Source organism: Pannonibacter sp. XCT-53, assembly GCF_009915765.1.
GTDB lineage: Bacteria > Pseudomonadota > Alphaproteobacteria > Rhizobiales > Stappiaceae > Pannonibacter > Pannonibacter tanglangensis.
Genome location: NZ_JAABLQ010000001.1, coordinates 1,460,931 through 1,487,716, shown reverse-complemented (window position 1 = coordinate 1,487,716; position 26,786 = coordinate 1,460,931). Strand labels below are relative to the sequence as shown.

23 protein-coding genes are annotated in these 26,786 nt (G+C 68.7%); 16 read left to right on the top strand and 7 right to left on the bottom strand.

The window, feature by feature from the left end; translation table 11 throughout:
- Positions 1-5: 5 nt before the first annotated feature.
- Positions 6-3,362, top strand: a complete 3,357-nt coding sequence (locus GWI72_RS06730; protein ID WP_161708191.1) for a ComEC/Rec2 family competence protein — start codon at positions 6-8, stop codon at positions 3,360-3,362.
- A gap of 222 nt (positions 3,363-3,584) precedes the next feature.
- Here GWI72_RS06730 and lexA read toward each other — a convergent pair whose 3' ends face one another.
- A complete protein-coding gene (gene lexA / locus GWI72_RS06725; protein ID WP_161673139.1) occupies positions 3,585-4,304 on the bottom strand; it encodes a transcriptional repressor LexA in 720 nt (239 codons plus the stop codon).
- A gap of 198 nt (positions 4,305-4,502) precedes the next feature.
- On the opposite strand from lexA, the gene GWI72_RS06720 reads away from it, so the two are divergent.
- The 9 genes from GWI72_RS06720 (at position 4,503) to paaZ (ending at position 14,107) form a co-directional block, all read left to right on the top strand.
- Complete coding sequence (locus GWI72_RS06720; protein WP_161708190.1) at positions 4,503-5,438, top strand: PaaX family transcriptional regulator C-terminal domain-containing protein; 936 nt, start codon at positions 4,503-4,505, stop codon at positions 5,436-5,438.
- 758 nt (positions 5,439-6,196) lie between these two features.
- Positions 6,197-7,402, top strand: a complete 1,206-nt coding sequence (gene pcaF, locus GWI72_RS06715; protein WP_161708189.1) for a 3-oxoadipyl-CoA thiolase — start codon at positions 6,197-6,199, stop codon at positions 7,400-7,402.
- Between the two features lie 53 nt (positions 7,403-7,455).
- On the top strand, positions 7,456-8,472 hold the full coding sequence (gene paaA, locus GWI72_RS06710; protein ID WP_161708188.1) for a 1,2-phenylacetyl-CoA epoxidase subunit PaaA: 1,017 nt from the start codon (positions 7,456-7,458) through the stop codon (positions 8,470-8,472).
- Positions 8,473-8,526: 54 nt separating this feature from the next.
- Positions 8,527-8,808, top strand: coding sequence for a 1,2-phenylacetyl-CoA epoxidase subunit PaaB (paaB, locus tag GWI72_RS06705; protein ID WP_161673129.1), 282 nt, complete (start codon positions 8,527-8,529; stop codon positions 8,806-8,808).
- Positions 8,808-9,563 carry a 1,2-phenylacetyl-CoA epoxidase subunit PaaC gene (gene paaC, locus GWI72_RS06700; protein WP_161673127.1) on the top strand — a complete coding sequence of 252 codons (756 nt, stop codon included), beginning with the start codon at positions 8,808-8,810 and terminating at the stop codon, positions 9,561-9,563. The genes paaB and paaC overlap by 1 nt, the downstream gene beginning before the upstream one ends.
- A gap of 7 nt (positions 9,564-9,570) precedes the next feature.
- Entirely contained in the window at positions 9,571-10,071 is a 501-nt protein-coding gene (gene paaD / locus GWI72_RS06695) for a 1,2-phenylacetyl-CoA epoxidase subunit PaaD (RefSeq protein ID WP_161708187.1), read from the top strand.
- A 54-nt stretch (positions 10,072-10,125) separates the two neighbouring features.
- Complete coding sequence (paaE, locus tag GWI72_RS06690; RefSeq protein WP_161708186.1) at positions 10,126-11,205, top strand: 1,2-phenylacetyl-CoA epoxidase subunit PaaE; 1,080 nt, start codon at positions 10,126-10,128, stop codon at positions 11,203-11,205.
- A 45-nt stretch (positions 11,206-11,250) separates the two neighbouring features.
- Positions 11,251-12,006 carry a Phenylacetic acid catabolic protein gene (locus GWI72_RS06685; protein WP_161673120.1) on the top strand — a complete coding sequence of 252 codons (756 nt, stop codon included), beginning with the start codon at positions 11,251-11,253 and terminating at the stop codon, positions 12,004-12,006.
- Positions 12,007-12,040: 34 nt separating this feature from the next.
- Positions 12,041-14,107 (top strand): phenylacetic acid degradation bifunctional protein PaaZ, encoded by a 2,067-nt coding sequence (gene paaZ, locus GWI72_RS06680; protein ID WP_161708185.1) that lies wholly within the window; start codon positions 12,041-12,043, stop codon positions 14,105-14,107.
- Positions 14,108-14,344: 237 nt separating this feature from the next.
- Here the strand turns inward: paaZ and GWI72_RS06675 are convergent, their stop codons facing one another.
- The 4 genes from GWI72_RS06675 to paaG all read right to left on the bottom strand — a co-directional run bounded on the left by GWI72_RS06675 (position 14,345) and on the right by paaG (position 17,677).
- Positions 14,345-14,941, bottom strand: a complete 597-nt coding sequence (locus GWI72_RS06675) for a TetR/AcrR family transcriptional regulator (RefSeq protein ID WP_161673116.1) — start codon at positions 14,939-14,941, stop codon at positions 14,345-14,347.
- A gap of 91 nt (positions 14,942-15,032) precedes the next feature.
- Positions 15,033-16,343 carry a phenylacetate--CoA ligase PaaK gene (gene paaK, locus GWI72_RS06670; protein ID WP_161673114.1) on the bottom strand — a complete coding sequence of 437 codons (1,311 nt, stop codon included), beginning with the start codon at positions 16,341-16,343 and terminating at the stop codon, positions 15,033-15,035.
- A 55-nt stretch (positions 16,344-16,398) separates the two neighbouring features.
- Positions 16,399-16,866 (bottom strand): hydroxyphenylacetyl-CoA thioesterase PaaI, encoded by a 468-nt coding sequence (paaI, locus tag GWI72_RS06665; protein ID WP_161708184.1) that lies wholly within the window; start codon positions 16,864-16,866, stop codon positions 16,399-16,401.
- Between the two features lies 1 nt (position 16,867).
- Positions 16,868-17,677: a 2-(1,2-epoxy-1,2-dihydrophenyl)acetyl-CoA isomerase PaaG gene (paaG, locus tag GWI72_RS06660; protein ID WP_161708183.1), complete on the bottom strand. Its 810-nt coding sequence runs from the start codon at positions 17,675-17,677 to the stop codon at positions 16,868-16,870.
- 392 nt (positions 17,678-18,069) lie between these two features.
- On the opposite strand from paaG, the gene GWI72_RS06655 reads away from it, so the two are divergent.
- From GWI72_RS06655 to chrA, 6 genes are all read left to right on the top strand, one after another.
- Positions 18,070-19,218, top strand: a complete 1,149-nt coding sequence (locus GWI72_RS06655) for an ABC transporter substrate-binding protein (RefSeq protein ID WP_161708182.1) — start codon at positions 18,070-18,072, stop codon at positions 19,216-19,218.
- A 114-nt stretch (positions 19,219-19,332) separates the two neighbouring features.
- Positions 19,333-20,205, top strand: a complete 873-nt coding sequence (locus tag GWI72_RS06650) for a branched-chain amino acid ABC transporter permease (RefSeq protein ID WP_161673106.1) — start codon at positions 19,333-19,335, stop codon at positions 20,203-20,205.
- 3 nt (positions 20,206-20,208) lie between these two features.
- Complete coding sequence (locus tag GWI72_RS06645) at positions 20,209-21,168, top strand: branched-chain amino acid ABC transporter permease (RefSeq protein WP_161673105.1); 960 nt, start codon at positions 20,209-20,211, stop codon at positions 21,166-21,168.
- On the top strand, positions 21,165-21,953 hold the full coding sequence (locus GWI72_RS06640; protein ID WP_161673103.1) for an ABC transporter ATP-binding protein: 789 nt from the start codon (positions 21,165-21,167) through the stop codon (positions 21,951-21,953). Before GWI72_RS06645 ends, GWI72_RS06640 begins: the two co-directional genes overlap by 4 nt.
- The gene (locus tag GWI72_RS06635) at positions 21,940-22,641 is read left to right on the top strand and encodes an ABC transporter ATP-binding protein (protein WP_161673101.1); all 702 of its coding nucleotides are present in this window, start codon (positions 21,940-21,942) and stop codon (positions 22,639-22,641) included. The genes GWI72_RS06640 and GWI72_RS06635 overlap by 14 nt, the downstream gene beginning before the upstream one ends.
- Before the next feature lie 202 nt (positions 22,642-22,843).
- Positions 22,844-24,166, top strand: a complete 1,323-nt coding sequence (gene chrA / locus GWI72_RS06630) for a chromate efflux transporter (RefSeq protein ID WP_161708181.1) — start codon at positions 22,844-22,846, stop codon at positions 24,164-24,166.
- Between the two features lie 92 nt (positions 24,167-24,258).
- Here the strand turns inward: chrA and GWI72_RS20145 are convergent, their stop codons facing one another.
- Both GWI72_RS20145 and GWI72_RS06620 read right to left on the bottom strand, forming a co-directional pair.
- Positions 24,259-25,506: a hybrid-cluster NAD(P)-dependent oxidoreductase gene (locus GWI72_RS20145; RefSeq protein ID WP_244314214.1), complete on the bottom strand. Its 1,248-nt coding sequence runs from the start codon at positions 25,504-25,506 to the stop codon at positions 24,259-24,261.
- A 12-nt stretch (positions 25,507-25,518) separates the two neighbouring features.
- Positions 25,519-26,763, bottom strand: coding sequence for an aromatic ring-hydroxylating oxygenase subunit alpha (locus GWI72_RS06620; protein ID WP_161708180.1), 1,245 nt, complete (start codon positions 26,761-26,763; stop codon positions 25,519-25,521).
- Between the last annotated feature and the right edge of the window lie 23 nt (positions 26,764-26,786).

Sequence of the window (26,786 nt, the reverse complement as noted above, 5' to 3'; positions counted from 1 at the left end):
CATCCATGCGTCAGGGCGAGGAGACAGCCCCGGAAGACGGTCGCGCGGATGACGCCCCGCAGCCCTCGCACGCCCCCGCCGGGTCATTGCGGTCACGGGCCCGCGCCGCCGCCGGGGCCTGGCCGCCGGCACGGGCGCTGCGCATCTGGTGGAACCCGCGCCGCCCGTCGCCGGATGCCCGCGCCGCTCCGCCGGCCGCGCGACGCTCGGCGGAAGACCATCGGCTGCTGCACGTTGCCTTTGCCTTTGCCGCCGGCGTCGGCCTCTATTTCAGCCTGCCGCAGGAACCGGCGCCTGGCGTCCTTCTCGGGCTCGCCGGAGCGCTCGCGGCCTGGATCGCCCATCGGCATCTCGGCGGCCGGACGAGTGTGCCGCTGCTGCTGCTTGCCGCGCTGGCCTGCGGCCTTGCGGCCGGGGCACTGCGCACGGCAACGGTGGCCGCACCGGTCCTGCAGACGGCCCGCAGCACGACCCTGACCGGGACGGTGCTCTCGCTTACGCCCACCGCGAGCGGCAGCCAGCTCGTTCTCGCGGTGGAGACGGCGGACGGGCTCGGCCGGCAGACGCCGCCCGCCCGGGTCCGTCTGAGCCAGCGCGGCAGCCAGGGCGAGGGGCTCCTGCCGGGCGACCGGCTGCGGCTCTCGGCCCGCCTGCTGCCGCCCTCCGGTCCGGTCCGTCCCGGCAGCTACGACTTTGCCTTTGCGGCCTTCTACCAGGGCATCGGGGCGACCGGCTTTGCCTTCGGCACGCCCGAACGGCTGCAGCCGCGCGCCGACAGCCGGGTGCTCGACGCGCTTGCCGCGGTCGACCGCCTGCGCCACGCCGTTGCCCGCGAGGCGGAGGCCGTGCTGGGACCGGGCGACGCCAGCGCCATCGTCGCCGCCCTCCTCGTCGGGCTGCGCGGACACATCTCGGAGGCCGCCGATGCCGACCTGCGGGAGGCCGGCCTGTCGCATGTGCTCTCGATCTCCGGCCTGCACATGGTGCTGTTTGCCGGCGGCATGTACTGGGTGGTGCTGGCCGGACTGGCGCTGGTCCCGGGCTTCGCGCTGCGCCTGCCGCTGCACCGGATCGCGGCTGGCGCAGCCCTCCTGGCGGCGACCTGCTACCTGTTCCTCTCCGGGGCGAGCGTTCCGACCCAGCGGTCCTACCTGATGATCGCGCTTGTCTTCATCGGCCTGATGACCGGCCGGCGGGGGCTCAGCCTGCGCAGTGTCGCCCTGGCGGCCCTTGTTCTGCTGGCCTGGCGGCCGGAGGATCTGTTCTCGCCCGGCTTCCAGATGTCCTTTGCTGCCGTCATCTGCCTGATCGCCGCCTATGACGACCACGGCCGGCATCGCCGGGCGAGCCGGGACCGGCGCAAGGCACGCCGGCCGGCCGGTCCTCTTGCCGCAGTGCTCGGCGGGCTCTGGCTGTGGCTTGCCGGCCTTACGGCCACCTCGCTCATTGCCGGCCTCGCGACCGGGGTCATCGGGGCCTATCATTTCGACCGGTTGTCGCCCTATGGCCTTGTCGGCAACCTGCTCGCCATGCCGGCCGTGTCGCTTCTGGTGATGCCGGCCGGGGTCGCGGCCTTCCTGCTGCAGCCTCTCGGCCTTGCCGCACCGGCGCTGCATGTCATGGGCGAGGGCATCGGGATCATGCTCTCGGCCGCCCGCTTCACCGCAGGTCTGAGCGACACGGACGGCGTCATCGGAGCGCTTCCCGCCGGAGCGGCGCTGGCGCTCACGGGGGCCGTGTTCTGGGGCTTCCTGGCCGAGGGCCGCTGGCGGCTCCTCGCCGCAGTGCCGACCGTGGCCGGACTGGTGCTGTGGGCCGCGCATCGCCCGCCCGATCTCTACATCGGCGAACGGGGCACCCAGGTGGCGGCGCGCGATGCCGACGGGGTGTTGCGGGTCAATGGCGGCCGCATCGGGTTTGCCGCCGAAGTCTGGCTGACCGGAGAGGGCATTGCGGACCGGCATTTCTCAGCCCACAGGCCTGTCCCGGCGCAAACGCGCTGCGACCCGCTCGGCTGCGTCATCGACGCCCACTCACCCGGGCAGAGCCGACCCGCTCCGACCGGCAGTGCGCGCCCCGACGCCCCGACACGCGCCCCGGCCAGCATCTCGACCAGTATCCCGGCGAGCGCCCCCGTCATCGCTGCGGCCAGCGCCCCCCTCGGCGAACCGGCCCGGCTTTCGGTCAAGGCCCCAATCGGCGCCCCAATCAGCGTCCCAGTCAGCGCAAAAGCCGAACTCCCCGTCGGCGCGCCGGCCCGCGCGCCGGCCACCCGAGCCGCACCGGTCAGCGCGGCTGACCCGGAGGCTGGCTCAAGGCTGGACGCGGACCCTATGAATCCCCTCGGCCCGGGCGCTGACCGAGGCTCCGGACCTCGTCCCTCTCCGGGCGTCCAGACTGGCAGCCACGCTGCCCACCCCACTGACCTCCAGACTGACCTCCTGGCTGGCCTGCTGGCTGACCGCCAGACGGCCCTCCAGGCTGACCTCGTGGCTGGCCCCCGTTCTGGAAACCATCCGGGCCTTCGCTCTGGCCCCGCCGGTGCTGGCCCTTCCGGTGCTGGCCCGGACCAAGAGGCAGGCCAGGATCAAGGAGCAGGTCAGGATGAAAGAGCAGGCCAGGATGAAGGAGCAGGCCGGGGCCCGGACAGCGATCAGCCCGACGCCCCGCCGCTTCGCATTGCGCTGAGCCGCAAGCTTGAGGCGCTGGAAAGCGACTGTGCCCGCGCCGACATTCTCGTCACGGCACTGACCGCACCGCCCGGATGCGCTGCGCCGCTGATCTTCGATGCGTCGCGCCGCGACCTCGGTGTCGTGGCGATCTGGCTCGCGGACGACGCGGCTCTGCCCGACGCCAATCAGACGGGAGGGGAGCAGGCCAGCAGTGCCCCGGCCCAAACAGACCTTACCCAAACTGCCCTGGCCCAAACCGACCCGGCTCAAACCGACCCGGCGCAAACGCACCCGGCCCAAACTGCGCCAATGCAAACGGACCCGCGACAGACGGATCCGGCCCAGCCTGGCCCCGGCCGGACCGATCCGGGCCGCAGCCAGCCTCTCGGCCATGACCCTGCCAGACCTGAACTTGCCAGACCTCAACTTATGAGACCTGAACTTGTGAGACCTGACCCTTCGAGACCTGACGTCACCAGGTTGGCGACACTCAGGATCGAACGCATCGCCTACAGCCGCCCGCCGGGACACCGCCCCTGGCAGTTGCCCGTGGGACGGGGAGGCCCGCTCCCGTCGGCTCCCACTTTGCCTGATCCCGCTCTGCCTGATACCAGTCCACCTGATACCAGTCCACCTGATCCCGCTCCGCCGGACCCAGACGGCGATCCCGGCGCCGCCCCGGCCCCCTGAGACAACCGGCAGGCACCGGCAGCCTCCGCCGCAGTCACACCTGTCGCCGGCACACCTGCCGCTGCCACACCTGTTGCCGCCAAACCTGCCACGGCCAGACCAGCGGCCGCCGGGGCCGTCATCTGGTCCCGACTGCAACAGGCCCGATCCCGGACCGTAAAGGCATGCGCGCCCTGCGCCAGATGGCAAAGGCCAGTCGGCAAACGGGGTATGTGCGGCGCGTCAGTACTGCCGGAACAGCGCGACCAGCTTGCCCTGCACGCGCACGCGGCCGGGACCGAAGATCCGGGTCTCGTAGGCCGGATTGGCCGCCTCCAGCGCGATGGAGGCTCCCTTCTTGCGCAGGCGCTTCAGGGTCGCTTCCTCGTCATCGACCAGGGCCACGACGATGTCGCCGCTCTCGGCCGAATCCGTGCGCCGGATCAGCACCGTGTCGCCATCGAGGATGCCGGCCTCGATCATGGAATCGCCGCGCACCTCGAGTGCGAAGTGCTCGCCGCGTCCGATCAGGTCCTGCGGCACGGAAATGGTGTGGCTGTGGGTCTGGATCGCCTCGATCGGCACGCCCGCGGCAATCCGGCCCATCACCGGGATGGTGCTGATACCGGCCGGCATCTCGGGCTCGGCCGCGCGCGGCGGTGGCGGCGTCTGCGCCTTGCCGAGCGAGCCCTCGATCACGGAGGGCGCGAAGCCCTTGCCGCGCGGCGCGGCAAGGCCGGGCGTCATGGAGTCCGGCAGGCGCACCACCTCCATGGCCCGCGCCCGGTTGGGCAGGCGCCGGATGAAGCCGCGCTCCTCGAGGGCGGTGATGAGGCGATGGATGCCCGACTTCGACCGGAGGTCGAGCGCGTCCTTCATCTCGTCGAAGGAGGGCGGCACGCCGGTCTCTTTCAGCCTCTCGTGGATGAACATGAGCAGTTCATGTTGCTTGCGGGTCAGCATGGCGAATCCTCTCGGGTCGCGTCGGTACAAATCATGAACGCAGGTTACCTGTTCACACTGTGTTCCACAAGTCTTAAGGTGAGGTTAGCGGGATGTTCCGGCGGGCGAGGTCATGGACGCACGGCCTCCGGCCCGGTAGGAAGGGGCAGTTGTCGCCCGGGCGTCCCGACGGGACGCCGCCAGATGGATGAGCCGCGCATGCCAGACCAGTCCGCCACCGACGAAGCGGGGGAGCGCGCCGCGCCCCGGACGGGCGGCGCCGCCGATGCGGTTGCCGCGCTTGTCGATGCGTTTGCCGCCCGCCGCCCGTTGCGGGCCGGGGCCTTCATCGTCACGCTCTATGGCGATGTGGTCGTCCCCCGGGGCGGCTCCCTGTGGGTCGGGCATGTGATCGAGGCCTGTGCCCGCGTCGGCATCAGCGAGACGCTGGTGCGCACCGCCGCGTCGCGGCTGGTGGCTGCCGGCAGGCTGGAAGGCACGCGGGTTGGGCGGCTTGGCTATTACGGCCTGACTGCGGCGGCACATGAGGAGTTTGCCGCGGCGGCCGACCGGCTCTATGCCCTGCCGCGCGATGGTTCGGGACCTGCCACCTTCACCCTGGCCCTGCAGGCCGGGTCGGCAGCCGGGGAGCCACCGGACCGGGCAAGCGGCTTCGTGCCGCTGGCGCCGGGGGTGGCCCTGGCGGCGGGGCATCGACCGGTTCCCGCCGGCTGGGCCGGGCTCACGGCCGCCTCCGACGACCTGCAGGGGCATGACAGCCTGCGTGCGGCGGTGCGGCAGGTCTGGGCCCTGGACGATCTCGAGGCGGGCTATGCCGCCTTCATCGACCGGTTCAGCCGCCTTTCGGACCTGCTGGCGGCCGGTGACCGGCTCGCGGATGGGCTGACGGCCCTGTCGGCCCGGCTGCTCCTCGTCCACGGCTTTCGCGCGCTGGCCCTGAGGGACCCGGACCTGCCGCCCGCGGCCTTGCCGCAGGACTGGGCGGGCGACCGGGCGCGGCGGCTCTTCGCCCGCCTCTATCTCGCGCTGAGCCCGGCTGCGGATGCGCAGGTGTCGAGCTTCACCGGGCTCGAGGGGGCGCTCGAGGCGGTGACCCCCGGGGTGCGGGCGCGGCACGCCCGTCTGGGCGGCTGACGCCCCAGCTTTTGAATGGCAGGCCTCTCAATGGCCGGCCTCTCGATGCCTGGTCGCCCAAGTCCCAGCCTTGCACGACCCGGCCTTGCACGACCCTGACGGCCCGGTTCCGTTCGGGTGTGGCCGGGGTCGGTTCTGGCGGAATCGAGACGGCGCGCCGGTTGCCGGGAAGACCTTGACGCACAGCGAGGCGAGGCAAGGCCAGACCCGGGCACACCGGAACGGCGGCCCTGCAGGCAATTCTCGCCCGCGCGGCCCGCACCGGAAGCCGGCAGAATGGCAGCCGGGCAAGCGGCAGCCGCGACAAGACGAGCCGGAACAATGGCAGCCGTGACATTTGTAGCCGTGACATTTGTAGCCGCGACGTTTGCAGCCGCGACAAAGGCGGGTGCGGATGGCAGATCGGGGATTGTGCGGGGGAGGGCACAGGCAGCCCCGCCGGGCGCAAGGGGTCGCTCGAGCGGGACTGCCTGTTCGGGAGGTTTCTGACCAGGGAAACCTGTCCTAGAAATGGGGTCGGCGCGCCCCCGTTCAAGACCGACAGCCTCATTCCTTCGGTGGATCCGCTGCGTCATCCGGCGTCGGCTCACCGCAACGTGTCACAGAAAATCAAAAAAAACCTATTGCAGTGTGATGAAACTCTGCATATGGTGACCGTGCGGTCGATGAATTGAGGGTGAGGCTCAGCTCTCGAACGCCAGCTGGTCTGAACAGGCCCGCGTGACAGTTTCTGGGGACGCTTCTGAGGGAGGAAGTGGATGTCCGACGCCTTTGTCTGCGACGCAGTCCGCACGCCGATCGGCCGCTATGGCGGGGCGCTGTCGTCCGTCCGCGCCGACGATCTGGCCGCCGCGCCGCTGGCCGCGCTCGTGTCCCGCCACCCGGGTCTCGACTGGAGTGCGGTCGAGGACATCATCTTTGGCTGTGCCAACCAGGCCGGCGAGGACAATCGCAATGTCGCCCGCATGGCGGGGCTGCTGGCCGGGCTGCCCGTTTCGGTTCCCGGCACCACGGTCAACCGCCTCTGCGGCTCGGGCATGGATGCGGTCGGCATGGCCGCGCGGGGCATCCGGGCTGGCGACTATGACTTCGTGCTGGCGGGCGGCGTCGAGAGCATGTCGCGGGCGCCCTTCGTCATGCCGAAGGCCGACACGGCCTTTTCCCGCAGTTCTGCAGTTTACGACACCACCATCGGCTGGCGCTTCGTCAACCCGAAGATGAAGGCTGCCTTCGGCATCGACTCCATGCCGGAAACGGCGGACAATGTTGCGGCGGATTTTGGCGTATCCCGCGCGGATCAGGACGCCTTTGCAGCCCGCAGCCAGGCCCGCTGGGCCACTGCGCAGGAGCAGGGGCTCTTTGCGCAGGAGATTGCGCCGGTCGAGGTGAAGCGGGGCAAGGGCGAGACCGTCCTGGTTGCCGTTGACGAGCATCCGCGCCCGGGCACGACGGCCGAGCAGCTTGCCAAGCTCAAGGGCGTCAATGGTCCGGAGCTGACCGTGACGGCGGGCAATGCCTCCGGCGTCAATGACGGCGCTGCCGCGCTGATGCTGGCGAGCGAGGCAGCGGTGGCCCGTCACGGCCTGACGCCGATGGCGCGCGTTGTCGCGATGGCTGCGGCCGGGGTCGAGCCGCGCGTCATGGGCATCGGCCCGGTGCCGGCGGTGCGCCGGGTTCTGGCCAAGGCGGGGCTGACGCTCGACCAGATGGACGTGATCGAGCTGAACGAGGCTTTCGCGGCGCAGGCGCTGGCGGTGCTGCGCCAGCTTGGACTGGCCGACGATGCGCCCCATGTCAATCCGAACGGCGGGGCCATCGCTCTGGGGCATCCGCTCGGCATGAGCGGCGCGCGGCTGGTCACGACGGCCGCCTATCAGTTGCAGCGGGTGCAGGGGCGTTATGCGCTCTGCACCATGTGTATCGGTGTCGGGCAGGGCATTGCCCTGATCCTGGAACGGGTGTGAGCACCGGGACCCGAGGGTCCCGACAGGTCAGTTCGAGCTTCTGGAGGACGCGCATGTACGCACAGATGGTGAAGACCGACGCCAGCCGGGTGAAGACCCTGGAAGAGATGAACGCCGACGAGCGCACCTTCCAGCAACGGCTCGACGACGGCATCAAGATCGAGCCGAAGGACTGGATGCCGGAAGGCTACCGCAAGACCCTGATCCGGCAGATCTCGCAGCATGCCCATTCGGAGATCGTCGGCCAGCTGCCGGAAGCCAACTGGATCACCCGCGCCCCGACGCTGGAGCGCAAGGCGATCCTGCTGGCCAAGGTGCAGGACGAGGCCGGCCATGGCCTCTATCTCTACTGCGCCGCCGAGACGCTGGGCGTCTCGCGCGACGAGCTGCTGGAGCAGCTGCACTCGGGCAAGGCCAAGTATTCCTCGATCTTCAACTATCCGACGCTGAACTGGGCCGATGTCGGCATGATCGGCTGGCTGGTGGATGGCGCGGCGATCATGAACCAGGTGCCGCTGCAGCGCTGCTCCTACGGTCCCTACAGCCGCGCGATGATCCGCATCTGCAAGGAAGAGAGCTTCCACCAGCGTCAGGGCTATGACGCCCTGGTCAAGATGTGCCGCGAAGGCACGCCGGAGCAGAAGGAAATGGCGCAGGATTCCATCAATCGCTGGTGGTGGCCGGCGCTGATGATGTTCGGCCCCTCCGACGCGGACTCGGTGCATTCCGCCCAGTCCATGGCCTGGAAGATCAAGATCAATTCCAACGACGAACTGCGCCAGAAATTCGTCGACCAGACCGTGCCCCAGGCCGAATACCTGGGCCTGACCATCCCCGATCCGGACCTGAAGTGGAACGAGGAGAAGGGCGGCTACGACTTCGGTGCGATCGACTGGGCCGAGTTCTACGAGGTCATCAAGGGCAACGGTCCCTGCAACAGGGAGCGCCTCGCGGCCCGCGTGAAGGCCTGGGACGACGGTGCCTGGTACCGGGAGGGCCTGCTGGCCCATGCCCGCAAGAAGCAGGCCGCCCGCGCGGCGGCCGAGGCTGCTGCCCGGACTGCGGCCTGACTGCAGCCTGACCGCAGCCTGACCCGAGGCACCGGATTTGAGGGAGAAACGTCCATGAACGAATGGCCGCTCTGGGAAGTCTTCATCCGCGGACAGCATGGCCTGTCCCACCGCCATGTCGGCAGCCTGCACGCCCCGGACGCCGAGAAGGCGATCATGGCCGCGCGGGATGTCTACACCCGGCGCAACGAGGGCGTCAGCATCTGGGTTGTCGAAACCCGCCACATCGCCGCCAGCGCTCCGGGAGACAAGGGTCCGCTGTTCGATCCCTCGAACAGCAAGGCCTACCGCCACCCGACCTATTTCGACATCCCCGAAGAAGTCGGAGCCATGTGATGGGTGACCTGCCGCTGACCGATCTCTGCCTCAGGATGGGCGACACCTGCCTGATCCTGGCGCAGCGCACCTCCGAATGGGTCGGCCACGCGCCGATCCTTGAGGAAGACATCGGCCTTGCCAACATTGCCCTCGACCTGGTCGGGCAGACCCAGCTCTGGCTGGGTCTGGCAGCCGAGCTGGAGGGCAAGGGCCGTTCCGCCGACGATCTCGCCTATCGCCGTGATCAGGGCGCCTTCCGCAACCTGCTCATCGCAGAACTGCCCAACGGCGACTTCGGTCGCACGCTGATGCGCCAGTATCTGGTCGATGCCTGGCATTATCCGATGCTGAAGGCGCTGGCGACCTCGCCGGAGCCGCGCATCGCCGAGATCGCCGAGAAGGCTCTGAAGGAGGTGTCCTACCACCTCGCCCGCAGCGCGGATCTCGTCATCTCGCTCGGGGACGGCACGCCCGAGAGCCACGCGCGCATGCAGGCCGCCCTGGACGATCTCTGGGCCTATACCGGCGAAATGCTGACGGCCGACGACATCGACACGGCTCTGGCCGAGGCGGGCGTTGGCCCCGACCTCGCCGCCATCGCCACCGCCTGGCATGCCCATGTGGACGAGACGCTGGCCCGTGCCACCCTGGACAAGCCGGCCTCCGGCTACATGCACAAGGGCGGCAAGCATGGGCGCCACAGCGAGCACCTTGGCTACATCCTGGCCGAGATGCAGTTCCTGCAGCGCGCCTATCCCGGCGCCACCTGGTGAGGCAGCGATGACGACAGCGCCGCATCATCCTGCCGTCGAGGAGATCTGGAGCTGGCTGTCCGCCGTGCCGGACCCGGAAATTCCGGTGATCTCGCTCGTCGATCTCGGGATCATCCGCGATGTCAGCTGGCAGGACGGGACCCTGGTGGTGAAGGTGACGCCGACCTACTCGGGCTGCCCGGCCACCAGCGTCATCAACTTCGAGATCGAGAAGGCCCTGCGCGGGCACGGGGTGGCGGACCTGCGTCTGGAACGCCAGCTCTCGCCGGCCTGGACCACCGACTGGATCAGCGCCGAGGGGCGGGCGAAGCTGCGTCGCTACGGCATTGCCCCTCCGGTCGCCGGCACGGCCTGCGGCGGCGGCGTGCTCTCCAACCCGGTCGTGGCCTGCCCGCGCTGCGGCTCGTCCAACACGGAGATGGTCAGCCGCTTCGGCTCCACGCCCTGCAAGGCGGGATACCGCTGCCGCGACTGCCTCGAACCCTTCGACTATTTCAAGTGCATCTGACCGGCCGGGCCGGGCCGAATCCGGCCGGCCGGCCAGCATGAGGAGGAGCGCGACATGGCGCAGTTCTATCCCCTGAGCGTGACCGAGGTGCGGCGCGAGACCCGCGACGCCGTGGTGCTGACGCTTGTCCCGCGCGACGAGGACCGCGCGGCCTTCGCGTTTCTGGCCGGGCAGTATCTCACCTTCCGCCGCGACTTCGACGGCGAGGAGCTGCGCCGGTCCTATTCCATCTGCGCCGCGCGGGGCGAGGGCGCCCTGCGTGTCGGCATCAAGCGCGTGGACGGCGGTGCCTTCTCGTCCTGGGTCAACGACGAGCTGACGCCGGGCACCGTGCTGGAGGCCATGCCGCCGATGGGCAGCTTCCACGCGCCGATCGAGCCGGACCGTCCCAAGTCCTATCTGGGCTTTGCCGGCGGCTCCGGCATCACGCCGGTGCTCGGCATCCTCAAGACCGTGCTGGCCGAGGAGCCGAAGTCCAACTTCACGCTGGTCTACGGCAACCGGTCGATCAACGCGATCATGTTCCGCGAGGAGCTGGAGGACCTGAAGAACACCTATCTCGGCCGGCTCAACGTGCTGCACATCCTGGAGAGCGAGTCGCAGGACATCGACCTCTTCTCCGGGCGGCTCGATGCGGACAAGTGCCGGACGCTGTTCGGCACCTGGATCAATGTCGCCCGCGCCGACATGGCCTTCATCTGCGGTCCCGAGCCGATGATGCTCGCCGTCTCGGCCGCGCTGAAGGAAAACGGCCTGCCGGAGGACCGGATCAAGTTCGAGCTGTTTGCCTCCGGTCAGCCAGGCCGGGCAAAGCAGCGGGCCGAGGCGGCAGCCGCAGCGCGCGCAGCCGGCGACGTCTGCCGGGCCAGGATCACCGTCGACGGCACCACCCGCGAGATCGAGATGCCGCGCAAGGGCCAGAGCCTGCTGGACGCGGCCCTCGGGGCAAGCCTCGATGCGCCCTACGCCTGCAAGGCGGGGGTCTGCTCCACCTGCCGTGCCCTGGTCACCGAGGGCGAGGTGGAGATGGAGGCGAACTACGCGCTGGAGGACTACGAGGTGCGGCGCGGCTACGTCCTGACCTGCCAGTGCTACCCCGTCAGCGACCATGTGGTCGTCGACTACGACCAGTAAGACACCGCTGGCTGCGGCGCGGCCTGAACCCGGGAGGAGGGCAGCATGAGCGAAGACATGGAACTGGCCGATTATCTGGCCAAGGGCGGCAAGCTGACCTCGCCGGCCAACGTGCCGGCGCGCTACCGGGCCGAACTGATGCGGCTGATGGCGAGCTTCGTCGACAGCGAGCTGGCGGGGGCTGCCGGTTTTGCCGACCGCATCAACGAGGCGCCGGGGCTTGCCCAGCGGGCGGCCGCGGCCCGCATCGTCGCCGAGAAATTCGAGAATGCAGCCAGGGTTCTGGCGGTCATGGGCGATTTCGGCGCCGACACCCAGCGCTATGCCGCGCAGCATCCCTGGGCCGCCCGGCTGCCCCGCGACGCGGACATCGGCCAGAGCCGCCAGGGCGGCGACATGCGCCTGTCCGTGTTCCATTATCCGATCGCCGACTGGACCGACAGCGTCGTCATGAACGTGCTGATGGGCAAGGCGAGCCTGCTGCAGATCGAGGAACTCGCCCGCTGCTCCTACCAGCCGCTGGCCGAGGCCATGCGTGAGATCCTCGCCGTCGAGACCCGGCACGTGGCCTCCGGCATCGCCGCGCTGCGGGCGCTCGCCGGTCTGCCGGAGCAGCATGCCGCCATCCAGACCGCCTTTGCCTACTGGCACCCGCGCGTCGCGGCCACCTTCGGTGCAGCCCGGTCCAGCCGGTTCGACAGTCTCAACCGCTTCGGCCTGCGCCACGTCCCCAACGACACGCTGGCTGCCCTCTGGCAGCAGCAGGTCGCCGACCTTTTCACCGAGCTCGGCACGGCCTGAGCCGTCCGGACCCGACTTCTGAGAGAGACACGACATGACCCTCACGAGCGATGCGCCCCGCCGCCTCGAAAGCTATGCCTGTGGCGCCTGGGTGGCCGGAACGGGCAAGGGCCAGGTTCTGACCGATGCGTCAACCGGCGATGCGGTGGCCGTGATCGACGCCGCTGGCCTCGACACCGCAGCCATGCTGGAGCACGCCCGGTCGCGCGGCGGCCGTGCCCTCCGCGCCATGACCTATCACCAGCGTGCCGGGCTCCTGAAGGAGCTCGCCAAGGTGCTGATGGACGCCAAGGAGGAGTTCTACGCCCTGTCGAGCGCCACCGGCGCGACCCGCACCGACGGCTGGATCGACATCGAGGGGGGCATCGGCACCCTGTTTGCCTATTCCTCCATGGGGCGCCGGCAGCTTCCGAACACCCGCCTGCTGATCGACGGCGAACCGGAGGTCCTGTCCAAGGACGGCAGCTTTGCCGGTCAGCACATCCTGAGCCCGCTCAAGGGCGTGGCGATCCACATCAATGCCTACAACTTCCCCTGCTGGGGCATGCTGGAGAAGCTCGCGCCGACCTGGCTTGCGGGCATGCCGGCCATCGTCAAGCCGGCGAGCCAGACCGCCTATCTGACCGAGCTGATGGTCCGGCGCATCATCGACAGCGGCTTGCTGCCGGACGGCGCGCTGCAGCTGGTCTCCGGCTCCATCGGGTCGATGCTGGACCATGTCACGGCCCAGGACGTCGTGACCTTCACCGGCTCCGCCTCGACCGGCCGCATGCTGCGCTCGCACCCCGAGATCATCGCCAACTCCGTCCGCTTCACCATGGAGGCCGACAGCCTGAACGCGTCGGTGCTTGGCCCGGATGCGGTGCCCGGCACGGAGGAGTTCGACCTTTTCGTGCGCGAGGTCGTGCGGGAAATGACCGTGAAGTCCGGCCAGAAATGCACGGCCATCCGCCGCGTCATCGTGCCGGAGGCCGTGTCGGAAGCCGTGATCAAGGCGATTGGCGAGAAGCTCGCCAAGACCACGATTGGCGATCCGCGGGCCGAGGGCGTGCGCATGGGGCCGCTGGCCAGCCTCGCCCAGCGGGACGAGGTCCGGGCGCGCATCCGCGAGCTGCGTGCCGAGGCCGAGCTTGCCTTCGGAACGCCGGAGGCGGTCGATCCGCTGGCCGGTGATCCGGACAAGGGGGCCTTCCAGGCTCCGGTCCTGCTCCATTGCGCCGATCCGCTCAATGCCTCGATCGTGCATGGCGTCGAGGCCTTCGGGCCGGTGGCGACGGTCATGCCCTATCGCAGCACCGACGAGGCCATTGAGCTGGCCGCCCGGGGCGAGGGCAGTCTCGTCGCCTCGGTCTTCACCAACGACGGCGCCTTTGCCCGCGAGGCGGTCCTCGGGCTCGCGCCCTGGCACGGGCGCGTGCTGATCGGCAACCGGACCACGGCCAAGTCGTCGACGGGTCATGGCTCGCCGTTGCCGCAGATGATCCACGGCGGACCGGGACGGGCCGGCGGCGGCGAGGAAATGGGCGGCCTGCGCGGCGTGCATCACTTCCTGCAGCGCACCGCCGTGCAGGGCTCTGCGGACATGCTGACCGCCGTGGCGGGCAAGTGGGTGCGCGGATCTGCCACCCGCGGCGGCAACACCCACCCGTTCCGCAAGTCGCTGGCCGAGCTGGAGATCGGTGACACGCTCGTCACCGGCACCCGCACCGTGACGCTGGAGGATATCGAGCATTTCGCCGAGTTCACCGGCGACACGTTCTACGCCCACATGGACGAGGCGGCGGCCAGGGCCAATCCCTTCTTCGAGGGCCGCGTCGCCCACGGCTACTACATCGTCTCGATTGCGGCCGGCCTGTTCGTGCAGCCGGATCCGGGACCGGTCCTGGCCAACTACGGCGTCGATGCGCTGCGCTTCCTGACCCCTGTCTATCCGGGCGACACGCTCCAGGTCTCGCTCACCTGCAAGGAAATCAACCCGCGCGAGGGCGCCGACTATGGCGAGGTGCGGTGGGACACCACCGTCACCAACCAGCGCAGCGAGGTGGTCGCGCAGTATGACGTGCTGACCATGGTCGCCAGATCCTGGCCCATGGCCGCCTGAGGCGGCAACGCCTGCAGCCGCTTGCGGTCAGCCGGCCGCAAGCGCGCGTCGCCCTGTCCCGGTTCAAAAGGCCGGGACAGGACGGGGACAGGACGGGGACAGGCCGGGGGCAGGCCAGGGGCAGGCCTGGACAGGCGCGGTGAGCAGGAACAGGAAGGAATGGCCGCGACCGGCGGCACACGCACCGCGGCTTGGGGCCGCGACCGGACGTGATGCGCCGGGCTGGCGGGAAACGGCCTACTTGACCGCCTTGACGCCTTCGAGGATCAGTGTGGTGGCGAGGTCGGCATAGTCTTCGCGCGAGATCGGGCCACCGGGCCGGAACCACATGTAGACCCAGTTCAGCATGCCGAGCAGCGACATGGTCACCGGCTTCAGGAGCGGGCGGCCGGCGTTCAGCTCCGGGTTGATCGCCAGCAGCGCGTCCGAATAGCGCCGCACGATCCGCCGTTCCAGTTCCTTGATCCGCTCCGCCTTGTCCGGGGGCAGCAGCGGCAGTCCGGCCAGCTGCACCTTGTGCGTGTCATTGGCGTCCCGGTAGGCTTCCAGCGTCCTGTGCACCAGCGACCGCAGGCGGGCTTCCGGGGCAAGCGTCGGGTCATCCGCCTCTGCCAGGGTCTCGTCGAGATCCTCCAGATGCGAATGGATCACGTCGAACAGGATGTCTTCCTTGCTCGAGTAATAGTGGTAAAGCAGCGCCTTCGAGACACCGCAGGCGCTGGCGATGGCCGACATCGACGCCCGGTCGATGCCCATCTCCGCAAACAGGGCGGCGGACCGGTCCAGAATTGCCTTGCGCTTGTCGTCGTAGTCTGCGGCGCGGGTGCGTGCCATGTCGGCGGATCCTTGGCGGTGCTACGCTGCCCCGCATAGCCGCATTGCCGGGGAAGGTCAAATGCGGCCGGGCGGGGCAGGGTGTGCGGGGTCAGCCTTTCGGCCGGTTGTCGATGACGCGGCGGGCCTTGCCGGCCGACCGTTCGACGCTGCCGGGCGTGCCCACGTCGATCCGGGTGCTGACGCCGATCACGCTCTTGATGTGATGCGCCAGCTCCTTTGCGGCATGCGCACGGGCCTCGTCGGTCTCGTGGCCGGAGGCCGCTTCCACCTTCACCGTCATCGCGTCCATGCGGCCGGAGCGCGTCAGCTCGATCTGGAAATGCGGGGCGAGGCCCTTGCACTTCAGGATCTGTTCCTCGACCTGGGTCGGGAACACGTTGACGCCCCGCAGGATGATCATGTCGTCGGAGCGGCCGGTGATCTTTTCCATCCGCCGCATGGAGCGCGCGGTGCCCGGCAGCAGGCGGGTCAGGTCGCGGGTGCGGTAGCGGATGATCGGCAGGGCTTCCTTGGTGAGCGAGGTGAACACCAGCTCGCCCTCGCTGCCGTCGGGCAGGACCTCGCCCGTCACCGGGTCGATGATCTCGGGATAGAAGTGATCCTCCCAGATGTGCAGCCCGTCCTTGGTCTCGACGCATTCATTGGCAACGCCCGGACCCATCACCTCGGACAGGCCGTAGATGTCGACCGCGTGCATGTCGAAGGCCTGCTCGATTTCCTGACGCATGGCGTTGGTCCAGGGCTCGGCGCCGAAGATGCCGACGGCAAGCGAGGTCTCGCGCGGGTCGATGCCGGCGCGGCGGAACTCGTCGAGGATCGACAGCATGTAGGACGGCGTCACCATGATGATGCGCGGCTTGAAATCCTCGATCAAGGTGATCTGCCGCTCGGTCATGCCGCCGGAAATCGGCACGACGGTGCAGCCGAGCTTCTCCGCGCCGTAATGGGCGCCGAGGCCGCCGGTGAAGAGGCCGTAGCCATAGGCCACATGCACGATGTCGCCGGGGCGGCCGCCGGAGGCGCGGATCGAGCGGGCGACAACGCCGGCCCAGGTGTCGATGTCCTTCCTGGTGTAGCCCACGACGGTGGGCTTGCCGGTGGTGCCGGAGGAGGCGTGGATGCGCACGATGTCCTTCTGCGGCACGGCGAACATGCCGAAGGGATAGGTGTCGCGCAGGTCCGTCTTCACCGTGAAGGGGAACTTCGACAGGTCGGCGAGGGTCTTCAGGTCATCCGGATGCACGCCATGGGCATCGAACTTCGCCCGGTAGAACGGCGAATTGGCATAGGCATGGGCAAGCGTCGTCTTCAGACGCGCCAGCTGCAGCGCGGAGATTTCATCGCGGGACGCGGTTTCGATCGGCTCGAGATCCCCGGGGCGCGGGCTCAGGTCTTCCATGGTGTTTCCTCCCGAAAACAGGTGGTCTTGTGGGGCTGGCGGTCTGGGCTGGGTCTCAGCCGGCCGGGCCCGTGTCGGTCTCCCCGGCGAGCGGCACGTGGGTGCCTTTCACCGTCCGCGAATGGCCGCGGAATTCGGCCAGGATCGCGCCGGTCTGGTTCGTGACCCGCACGTCGTAGATGCCGGAGCGGCCGGCGCGCGAGATCTCCCGGGCGGTGGCCGTCAGAACGTCGCCGGCAAAGGCCGGGGCGATGTAGGTGATCGAGCAGTGCTGGGCGACAGCGCGCTGGTTGTGGCTGTTGCAGGCAAAGGCAAAGGCCGAATCGGCCAGCGCGAAGATGAAGCCGCCGTGGCCGGTCTTGTGGCCGTTGGTCATGGCGTCGGTCAGCGTCATGCTGAGCGTGGCCTCGCCCGGGGCGATGTGGGTGAGCTGCATGCCGAGGCCGGCGCTGGCGTTGTCGCCGGCCCACATGGCGGCGGCACTGGCTTCGGCCAGCTGCTGGGGCGTCAGGGAGGCCGTCATCTCAGCGCCTCCCGCTGTAGACGGGGGGACGTTTGGCGAGGAAGGCGGCAACGCCTTCGGCATAGTCCGGCGTGCGGCCGGCCTGCCGTTGCAGGTCGCGCTCTAGATCGAGCTGCGCATCGAGGTTGTTGGTGGCGGCGGCCTGGATGGCCTGTTTGGTCAGGCCAAGGCCAACCGTCGGGCCGCTAGCCAAGCTGTCGGCGAGCGCGAAAGCCTCGCCCATCAGCTGGTCATCGTCGCAGACCTGCCAGATCAGGCCCCAGGCCAGCGCCGTCTCGGCCGGCAGCGGCTGGCCGGTGAGGGCAAGGCCCTTGGCCCGGGCTTCGCCGAGGAGATGGGGCAGGGACCAGGTGCCGCCCGAATCGGGCACGAGGCCGATCTTGGCGAAGGCCTGGATGAACTTGGCCGAGCGGGCCGCCAGCACGATGTCGCAGGCCAGCGCGATGTTGGCTCCAGCGCCGGCGGCCACGCCGTTGACGGCGCAGATGACGGGCTTTTCTAGGCTCCGGATCAGCCGGATCAGCGGGTTGTAGAAGCGTTCGATCGTCTCGCCCAGATCCGGCGCACCGGTCATCTTCGCCGGATCGCGGTCGCCCAGATCCTGGCCGGCGCAGAAGCCGCGGCCGGCGCCGGTGAGCAGCACCGCCCGCACATCCGCCTCGTCGCGCGCGCTCTCGAAGCCGGCGCGCAGGGCGAGGTGCTGCGCCTCGTTGAAGGAATTGAGCCGGTCAGGCCGGTTCAGCGTCAGCACCAGAACGCCGCCGCGGCGCTCCACCAGCACGGGCGCATCGCCCGCTGCATTCCCTGTCATCATCATCCTCCCTCGGACTGCCGTCACGCAGGTGCGTCGCCGGCAGGCTCGCCCGTCCGTCGCCGCCCGGCAAGCGGGAACCGGCAGGCCATGGCCCCGGTTGCCGCAACTTTCGGAATGCGACCTTGGTCGTTGAAGAAAGATGTTGCATAAACCAACCGGTCGGTCAATATAACCGAAGCGCCGTGAGGGCGCAGATCGGGGAGAGAGACGACAGCCTGCGGACCGGAGTGAGGACCGGACCGCGCCGCTTGCCGCATGTGGAGGGCCCAGGGGCGACCGCTGCGACACGGACAGGCTGGCCCAGCGCTGGACTGGCCTTCGGGCTGGTCGCCGGGCAGGGAAGCAGCCCTTCGGACCTGCCCGCAGGACAAGGCATAGGGAGGAGTTTCATGACGTTTCTGACGCGCCTGAAGTCGACGGCGGCTGCCGTTGCGATCATTGGCCTTGCGGCCCAGCCGGCGCTGGCCGACATCAAGATCGGGGCCTCGCTGTCGCAGACCGGTCCGGCCTCGTTCCTGGGCGATCCGGAAGCCAAGACCCTGAAGATGCTGGTCGACGAGATCAACGCCAAGGGCGGCATCAAGGGCGAGAAGGTCGAGCTCGTCATGTATGACGATGCCGGCGACGCCAACAATGCCCGCACCTTCGCCACCCGTCTGGTCGAGGACGACGAGGTCGTCGCGATCATCGGCGGCACCACCACCGGCACCACCATGGCGATGGTTCCCGTTGCCGAGGAAGCCGAGGTTCCCTTCATCTCGCTGGCCGGCGCCGTCGTGATCATCGACCCGGTCAAGAAGTGGGTGTTCAAGACCCCGCACACCGACAAGATGGCCTGCGCCAAGATATTCGAGGATCTCAAGGCCCGTGGCCTGACCAGGATCGGTCTCATCTCCGGCACCGGCGGCTTCGAGATGTCGATGCGCGAGCAGTGCCTGAAGCTGGCGCCCGAGTACGGCATGGAGATCGTGGCCGACGAGAGCTACGGCCCGAAGGATGCCGACATGACGCCGCAGCTGACCAAGATTGCCGGCGTTGCCGGCCTGCAGGCCGTCGTCAACCCGGGCTTCGGCCAGGGGCCGGCCATCGTCACCCGCAACTTCCGCCAGCTCAACATCCAGGTGCCGCTGTACCAGTCGCATGGCGTGGCCTCCAAGAGCTTCATCGAGCTCGCCGGCGAAGCGGCCGAGGGTGTGCGTCTGCCGGCGGCCGCCCTGCTTGTGGCCGACAAGCTGCCTGACAGTGACCCGCAGAAGGCCGTGGTCGTCGGCTACCGTGATGCCTACGAGAAGGCCACCGGCTCGCCGGTCTCCACCTTCGGCGGCCATGCCTACGATGCCTTCATGATCCTCGTCCAGGCGATCGAGCGTGCCGGATCGGCCGAACCGGTCGCCATCCGCGACGAGATCGAGAAGACGAAGGGCTATGTCGGCACGGGCGGCATCGTCAACATGTCGCCGGAAGACCACATGGGCCTCGACCTGTCCGCCTTCCGGATGCTGGAAATCCGCAACGGCGACTGGACCATCGTCGAGTAAACGCCGCCGCCTGCCCGGATCCCGGCGATCTGCCGGGCTCCGGATCGGGCCTCGCCTGACCTGTTGACCGAGCCATGCGGCGGGCCATGCGGCCGCGCCCGACGGGACCGATCCATGTCCGATCTCTTGCAGTTCGTCTTTTCCGGCCTGACGGTCGGCGCCGTCTATGCGCTGGTCGCTCTCGGCTTCACCATCATCTACAACGCCTCTGACGTGGTGAACTTCTCGCAAGGCGAGTTCGTCATGCTGGGCGGCATGTCCACCGTCTTCCTCTCGGCCGCCGGCGTGCCCCTGCCGGCCGCCGCGATCCTTGCCGTGGTGATCACGGCAGCGGTCGGCGTCGCGCTCAACAAGTTCGCCATCGAACCGGCGCGCAATGCCTCCGTGGTGACGATCATCATCATCACCATCGGCGCCTCGATCTTCCTGCGCGGGGTGGCCCAGATCGTGTTCGACAAGCAGCTGCACCGCTTCGAGAGCTTCTCCGGCGACGCGCCGATCGAGATCCTCGGTGCCACGATCCTGCCCCAGAGCATCTGGGTGATCTTCGGCGCCTCGGTGATCTTTGCCGCACTCTACGTGTTCTTTACCCGCACGCTGACCGGCAAGGCCGTGCTGGCCACCGCCAACAACCGCCTGGCGGCACGGCTCGTCGGCATCAACACCAATTTCATCATGACGCTGAGCTTCGCCCTGTCGGCGGCCATCGGCGCGGTGGCGGGCGTCCTCGTCACGCCGATCACGCTGACGAGCTACGACATCGGCATCGCGCTGGCCCTCAAGGGCTTCGCGGCCGCCATGCTCGGCGGCATGGGCAATCCCTTCGGAGCGCTGGTCGGCGGTCTTCTCCTCGGCCTGATCGAGGCCCTGACGGCCGGCTACATCTCTTCCACCTACAAGGATGCGGCGGCCTTCATCGTCATCCTCGCCGTGCTCTTCATCATGCCGAGCGGGCTCTTCGGCCGCGCCGCCGTCAACCGGGTCTGAGCCATGCGACATCTCACCCCCAAGGCGATCACGCTGCTGGCGCTGGTAGCGCTCATCCTGGTCGCGCCCCTGTTCTTTCCGTCCTCCTTCTATTACCGGGTCGGCACGCTGATGTTCATCAACGGGCTCGCCGTCACCGGGCTCGTCATCCTGATCGGCTATGCCGGCCAGATCAGCCTCGGCCATGCCGGTTTCTGCGGCATCGGGGCCTATGCCTGTGCGCTCGCGCCGGTGCATCTCGGTCTGCCGCCGGTCCTTGCCATGCTGCTCGGAGCGGTGATTTCGGGGGCGCTCGCCTATCTGGTCGGCCGGCCGATCCTGCGGCTGAAAGGGCACTATCTGGCGGTTGCCACCCTCGGCTTCGGCATCCTCATCTTCATGGTGCTGTCGAACGAGTCCTGGCTGACCGGTGGCCCGGACGGCATGCAGGTGGAGGATCTCGGCCTCCGGGCCTTGCTGAAGTCGGTCGGCATCAGTGTTCCTGCGGCGGAGCTGTGGTACTGGCTGTCAGCCCTGGTGTTGCTCCTCGGCGCGGCCCTTGCCCTCAACCTGCACACCAGTTCCACCGGCCGCGCGCTGCGCTCGCTGCATGACAGCGAGATCGCCGCCCGCACCGTCGGCGTCGATGTGGCCCATTTCAAGCTGATGGCCTTCGTCATCTCGGCCGTCTACGCCTCGGTCTCCGGCTCGCTGCTGGCCATGATGAACAAGTTCGTCTCGCCCGACATTGCCGGCTTCCTGCATTCCGTCCAGCTCGTCACCATGACGGTCCTGGGCGGCGCCGGGTCCGTCTTCGGCGCGATCACGGGCGCGTCCATCCTCACGGCCCTGCCGCAGGGCCTGACGATCTTCCACGACTACGAGCACATCGTGCTCGGCCTCATCATGATGCTGGTGATGATCTTCCTGCGGGAAGGCCTCGTTCCCAGCCTGATCAAGCGCTTCAGCCGGAGGCAGGGATGAAACTTCTCGAGATCGAGGGCCTCGGCATCGACTTTGGCGGCGTCAAGGCCGTGGATGCGGTGAGCTTTGCGGTGACGCCGGGCGAGATCGTCTCCGTCATCGGCCCCAACGGCGCGGGCAAGACCACGCTGTTCAACATGATTTCCGGTGTCTACCAGCCCGCTCGCGGCAGTGTCCGTCTCGACGGGGAAACGGTGACCGGCCTGCCGCCGCAGGCGCTTGCGGCCCGGGGCCTGTCGCGCACCTTCCAGAACCTCCAGGTGTTCCAGCAGATGAGCGTGCTGGAAAACGTCATGGCCGGCTTCCATCTTGCCGAGGGCCGTCATCTCCTGGCGGATCTCTTCGCGCTGCCGTCGTCGCTCCGGCGCAACCGCGAGACCGAAGCCGCTGCCCGCCAGCTGCTGGCCCGCGTCGGACTGGATCGCGGGGCCGAGCTGACCGCGTCCCAGCTCTCCTATGGCGCGCTGAAGCGGCTGGAGATCGCCCGCGCGCTCGCCTGCAGGCCGCGTCTGTTGCTGCTCGACGAACCGGCGGCCGGCTGCAACGCGGTGGAGACCGAGGAGATCGACCATCTCATCGCCGCCGTGGCGAAGGAGGGGGTCGCCATCCTGCTCGTCGAGCATGACATGAAGCTGGTGATGAAGATCTCCGACCACATCGTCGTGCTCGACCACGGCGTCAAGATCACGGAAGGCAAGCCCGAGGCGGTGGCCCGCGATCCCCGGGTGATCGAAGCCTATCTCGGGACCCATGGCGGCAAGGAGGCGGCCAATGCTCTCGGTTGAAGGACTGCGCAGCAAGTATGGCCGCATCGAGGTCCTGCACGGCATCGACCTCGACGTGAAATCCGGCGAGATCGTCTCGGTGATCGGGGCCAACGGCGCCGGCAAGACAACGCTCCTGCGCTGCCTGTCGGGGGTGCAGCCGGCCTCCGGCGGTCAGCTCGTCTTCCGCGGCGATGACATCTCGCGCCTGCCGGCCCATCGCCGGGTCGGCCTGGGTCTGGCCCAGTCGCCGGAAGGCCGCCAAATCTTCACCAACCTGTCGGTGGAGGAGAACCTCCGGCTCGGGGCCTATCTCTTTGCCGATGACCGGGTCGAGAAGGACATGGCGGACGCCTTTGCCATGTTCCCGGTGCTGCGCGAGAAGCGCAACCTGTCTGCCGGCGGCCTGTCGGGGGGGCAGCAGCAGATGCTGGCGATCGCCCGGGCGCTGATGGCCCGGCCGACCTGCCTGCTGCTGGACGAGCCGAGCATGGGGCTTGCCCCGATCCTCGTCGACCAGATCCTCGAGGTGGTGAAGTCGCTGAGGAGCCTAGACGTCACCGTCCTCCTGGTGGAGCAGAACGCCTTTGCCGCACTCTCCATCGCCGACCGGGGCTATGTGATGGAAACCGGCCGCATCACCATGTCGGGACCGGCGGCCGAGCTGATCGCCGATCCGCGCATCCGCGAGGCCTATCTCGGCATCTGACGGTGCGGCGCGCAGGTCGTGGCGCTGGCGGTGCGGGACACCGGGCGCCACGGCCGCACGAGGGTCATGGATCTGTCATGCGGTCTGGCTTAAGGTCCGGCGCAACCAGATCCCGCCCGTCGGGCGCCGGACCGATGCGGAGCCCGTGCCCCGCGCGGACCGGTCCGCCCGGGCAGGTGCCATGCGGAACCCGACGCGACACATGAGCCAGACAGCAGCCCCGAACTTCCGCGACCTCGTTTCGACCTTCGCCCGCATCGGGATCCTGTCCTTCGGCGGGGCGGCGGGACAGATCGCGATGATGCACCGCATCGTCGTGGACGAGAAGAAATGGCTCGACGAGCCGCGCTACCTGCACGCGCTCAACTACTGCATGCTGTTGCCTGGGCCCGAGGCCCAGCAGCTTGCCACCTACATTGGCTGGCTCACCCATGGCGTGCGCGGCGGACTGGCCGCCGGCATCCTCTTCGTGCTGCCGGGCAGCCTGATCATGCTGGCCCTGTCCTTCCTCTACGTGCTGGGCACCGGCACGACCCTGGTCGACGGCATCTTCCTCGGCATCAAGGCCGCCGTGCTGGCCATCGTCATCCAGGCGCTGATCAAGATCGCGAAACGCGGCCTCAAGGGGCCCTTGCCCTATGTCCTTGCCGCAACCGCCTTCCTGCTGATCTTCGTCCTCGACTTGCCCTTCCCGCTGATCATCCTCGGGGCCGGGGTGGCAGGGGCCGTGGCCGCCAGGCTCGCCCCGCAGCTGATGGGGCAGGCCGCAGGGGCCGGCGGCACAGAGCCGGCCGCGCCGCTGCCAGACCATGCCACGCGCAAGGCCGTCCTCGCCGCGCTCGCCTGCCTGTCGCTGTGGTGGGCGCCGGTTCTGTTCGCCGGTCTGGTGCTGGGGTTCCAGCATGTGCTGGTCGACATCGGCCTGTTCTTTTCCAAGCTCGCGGTCATTACCTTCGGCGGCGCCTATGCGGTCCTCGCCTATCTCGCCCAGGCGGGTGTCGACATGGGCTGGGTGACGCCGCCCCAGATGATCGACGGTCTCGGTCTCGCCGAGACGACCCCCGGCCCGACCATTCTGGTCAACCAGTTTGTCGGCTTCCTCGCCGCCCTGCGGGAGCCCGGCAGCCTCTCGCCGCTTGTGGTGGCAAGCCTCGGCGCGGGGATGGCCACCTGGGTCACCTTCGCCCCGTCGTTCCTCTGGATCTTTGCCGGCGCGCCCTTCGTCGAGCGCTTGCGGCGCAACGCGATGCTGGCCGCCGCCCTGACCGGCATCACCGCCGCCGTCGTCGGCGTGATTGCCTATGTCGCCGTCTGGTTCGGGCTCAACGTCCTCTTCGCCTCGGCGAGCCGCACGTCCTATGGCTGGCTGCACGGCCTGCACATCGACCCCGCCAGTCTCGATGGTCCGGCGGCAGCCCTTGCCGGGCTCGCGCTGGTGCTGGTGTTCGCCGCCCGGCGCGGCATCCTTGAGACCGTTGCCCTGATGGCGCTGCTGGGGACCGGCATCCGGATGGTCATGGCCTGAGACGGGGACCCCGGTCGCGGCCTGTCCCGGATCGGGCGGCACGACGGGCCGTGGGTCTCGCGCCCCCTGCGACCAGCCGCACGCCGCCAGCCTCACACCTCGAGCGTGACGGGGCCAAGCGGCCGCGCGCAACAGGCCAGCACATAGCCGTCGCCGATTTCCTCGTCCGTGATGCCGCCATTGTGCTCCATCGCCACGTCGCCGGCCGTCTTCTTCACCTTGCAGGTGCCGCACATGCCGGCCTCGCAGGCGGCCGGGATGCGGACGGCGGCCGCGCGGGCGGCCTCCAGCAGGGTCGTGCCGGGGGCACAGGTCGTCGTGACGTCGCTGCGGCTGAACTGCAGTTGCATGCCGTCGCCGGCATACCCGGCGGGGGCGGTGCCATCCTGCGCCGGGGGGGCGGCCGTCGGCGCTGCGCCTTGCACCTGCGACGGGACGCGGCCAGCCGTGGCATCATCCGTCACCGTCTTTGCTTCGCTCGTGGCCTCGGCGCTGGTGGCCTGTGCCTGAGACTGAGTCTGGACTTTGGTCTGGGGCTGCGTCTGTGCCTTCGACGGCGCGCCGAAGCTTTCCTCGTGATAGTGGCGCATGTCGAAGCCGGCGTCTTCCAGCATCAGGCGCACGCCGGCCATGAAGGGTTCCGGACCGCAGCAGAAGATCTCCCGCTGCCGGTAGTCGCGCACCAGGAACTTCAGCCGCGCCATGTCGATGCGCCCGGTCAGGCCGTGCCAGCGGTCGGCCGCGCTCTTGCGCTCCACCATCAGCCCCAGCGTCAGGTTCGGCATCTGCCGCGCCAGCATCTCCAGCTCGTCGCGGAACAGAAGGTCGCCGGGCGTGCGGCCGCAGGTCAGGAACGCCACGTCGCTGGCCGGGGCCGTGTCGGCCATCGCGCGCAGCATCGACATCATCGGCGTGATGCCTGATCCGGCCGACAGGAACAGATAGCGCTCGGCCAGATGGTTCCAGTGGCTGAAATGCCCGGCCGGGCCGCTGGCCGTCAGCGTCATGCCCGGCACCAGCGTGTCGAACATCCAGCGCGTGCCGATGCTGCCTGCCTGTGCCTTCACCGTCACCGAGGCGGAGAAGGGCCGCGTCGGCGTGGAGGAGAGCGTATAGGTCCGCCACACCGGCCCGCCGGGCACCGGCAGCTCCAGGGTCACGAACTGGCCGGGCTTGTAGGAAAACCAGCCGCCGCCTTCGGGCCGAAACACGAAGGTCTTCACGTCGGCCGTCTCGTCGATGACGGCGATCACTTCCAGCCGCGCCGAAGAGCCCTTCCACGGTGCGGTGCTGGCGAAGGGCAGGGCGAGGCCTGCGGCAAGATCCGGCTTGACGGTCATGATCCGTGTCCCTCAGGCAACGCTGCGCAACGACTTGCCGCCTTCGGTCAGGCGCGTCTCCACCGAGCGGCAGTACCAGTCGACGAACTGCATCACGCCGCCCTCGTGCAGCTCGGAATAGGGACCCGGCTCATAGGCGGGCGACTTGATGCCGAAGGCATTCTCCTCGACGATCCGCCGGTCCTGGTCGTTGGTCTGCATCCAGACATGCGTCAGCGTGTCGAGGTCATAGTCGACGCCCTCGACCGCGTCCTTGTTGACCAGCCACTTGGTGGTCACGGCCGTCTCGGTGGCGCTGATCGGCAGCACGCGGAAGGTCACCGCATGGTCGCCGAGCACATGGTTCCAGGTGGTCGGATAATGGAACAGCAGCAGCGCGCCGATCCGCTCCTGGCTCACCTCCGCCGACAGACGCTCCTGCACCGCCGGGCGGCCGGAAATCGTGTAGCTCACCGCATCGCCGATCAGCGGCGTGCGGCAGGCGCGGAACTGGCCGCTCTCGTGCATCCGGAACCGGCTCGGCAGGCCGCCCGCTTCCAGCCGCGTCCAGTGCTCGGTCAGGTCCGGGTCCTCGTCGCCGCCGGCAACCCCGGTCACCGTCGGGGCTTCCGGGTAGGTCTTGCAGAGTTCGGGGTGGTTGCCGGCGCAGTGGTAGCACTCGCGGTTGTTCTCCCACACGAGCTTCCAGTTGCCCTTCTCGATGATCGTGCTCTCGAAGGCGACCTTGGCCTCGGTGAGGCGGTGCGGCGCGAAATAGGGCTGCATCAGCTGCGCGAAAGGCGCGAACTCGGCCGGCTTCTCCGCCAGGCAGATGAAGATGTAGCCGGCCACGCTCTCGCAGGCGACGGGTTTCAGCGAGAACTGCGACTTGTCGAAGTCCTCCGCCATCTGCCGCGCATAGAGCAGGCTGCCGTCGAGGTCATAGGTCCACTGGTGATAGGGGCAGACGAGCCTTGCGCTGGAGCCGCGATGCTCGGTGCAAACCCGGCTGCCGCGATGGCGACAGGAATTGTGGAAGGCGCGGATCTGACCGTCGCTGTCACGCAGGATCACCACCGGATAGTCGCCCACCTGCACGGTGAAGAAGCTGCCGGCCCTGGCCACCTCGCAGTCATGGCCGACGAACAGCCAGTCGCGGTACCAGATCAGATCCAGGTCGAGCCTGAAGTACTCCGGGTCGGTGTAGAAGGCCTGATCGAGAGAATAGCCTTCGCGCCGGTTCTTCACCCGCTTCAGCATGTCATTGCGAACGTCCATGGCCTCACATTCCGCTTGCCGGC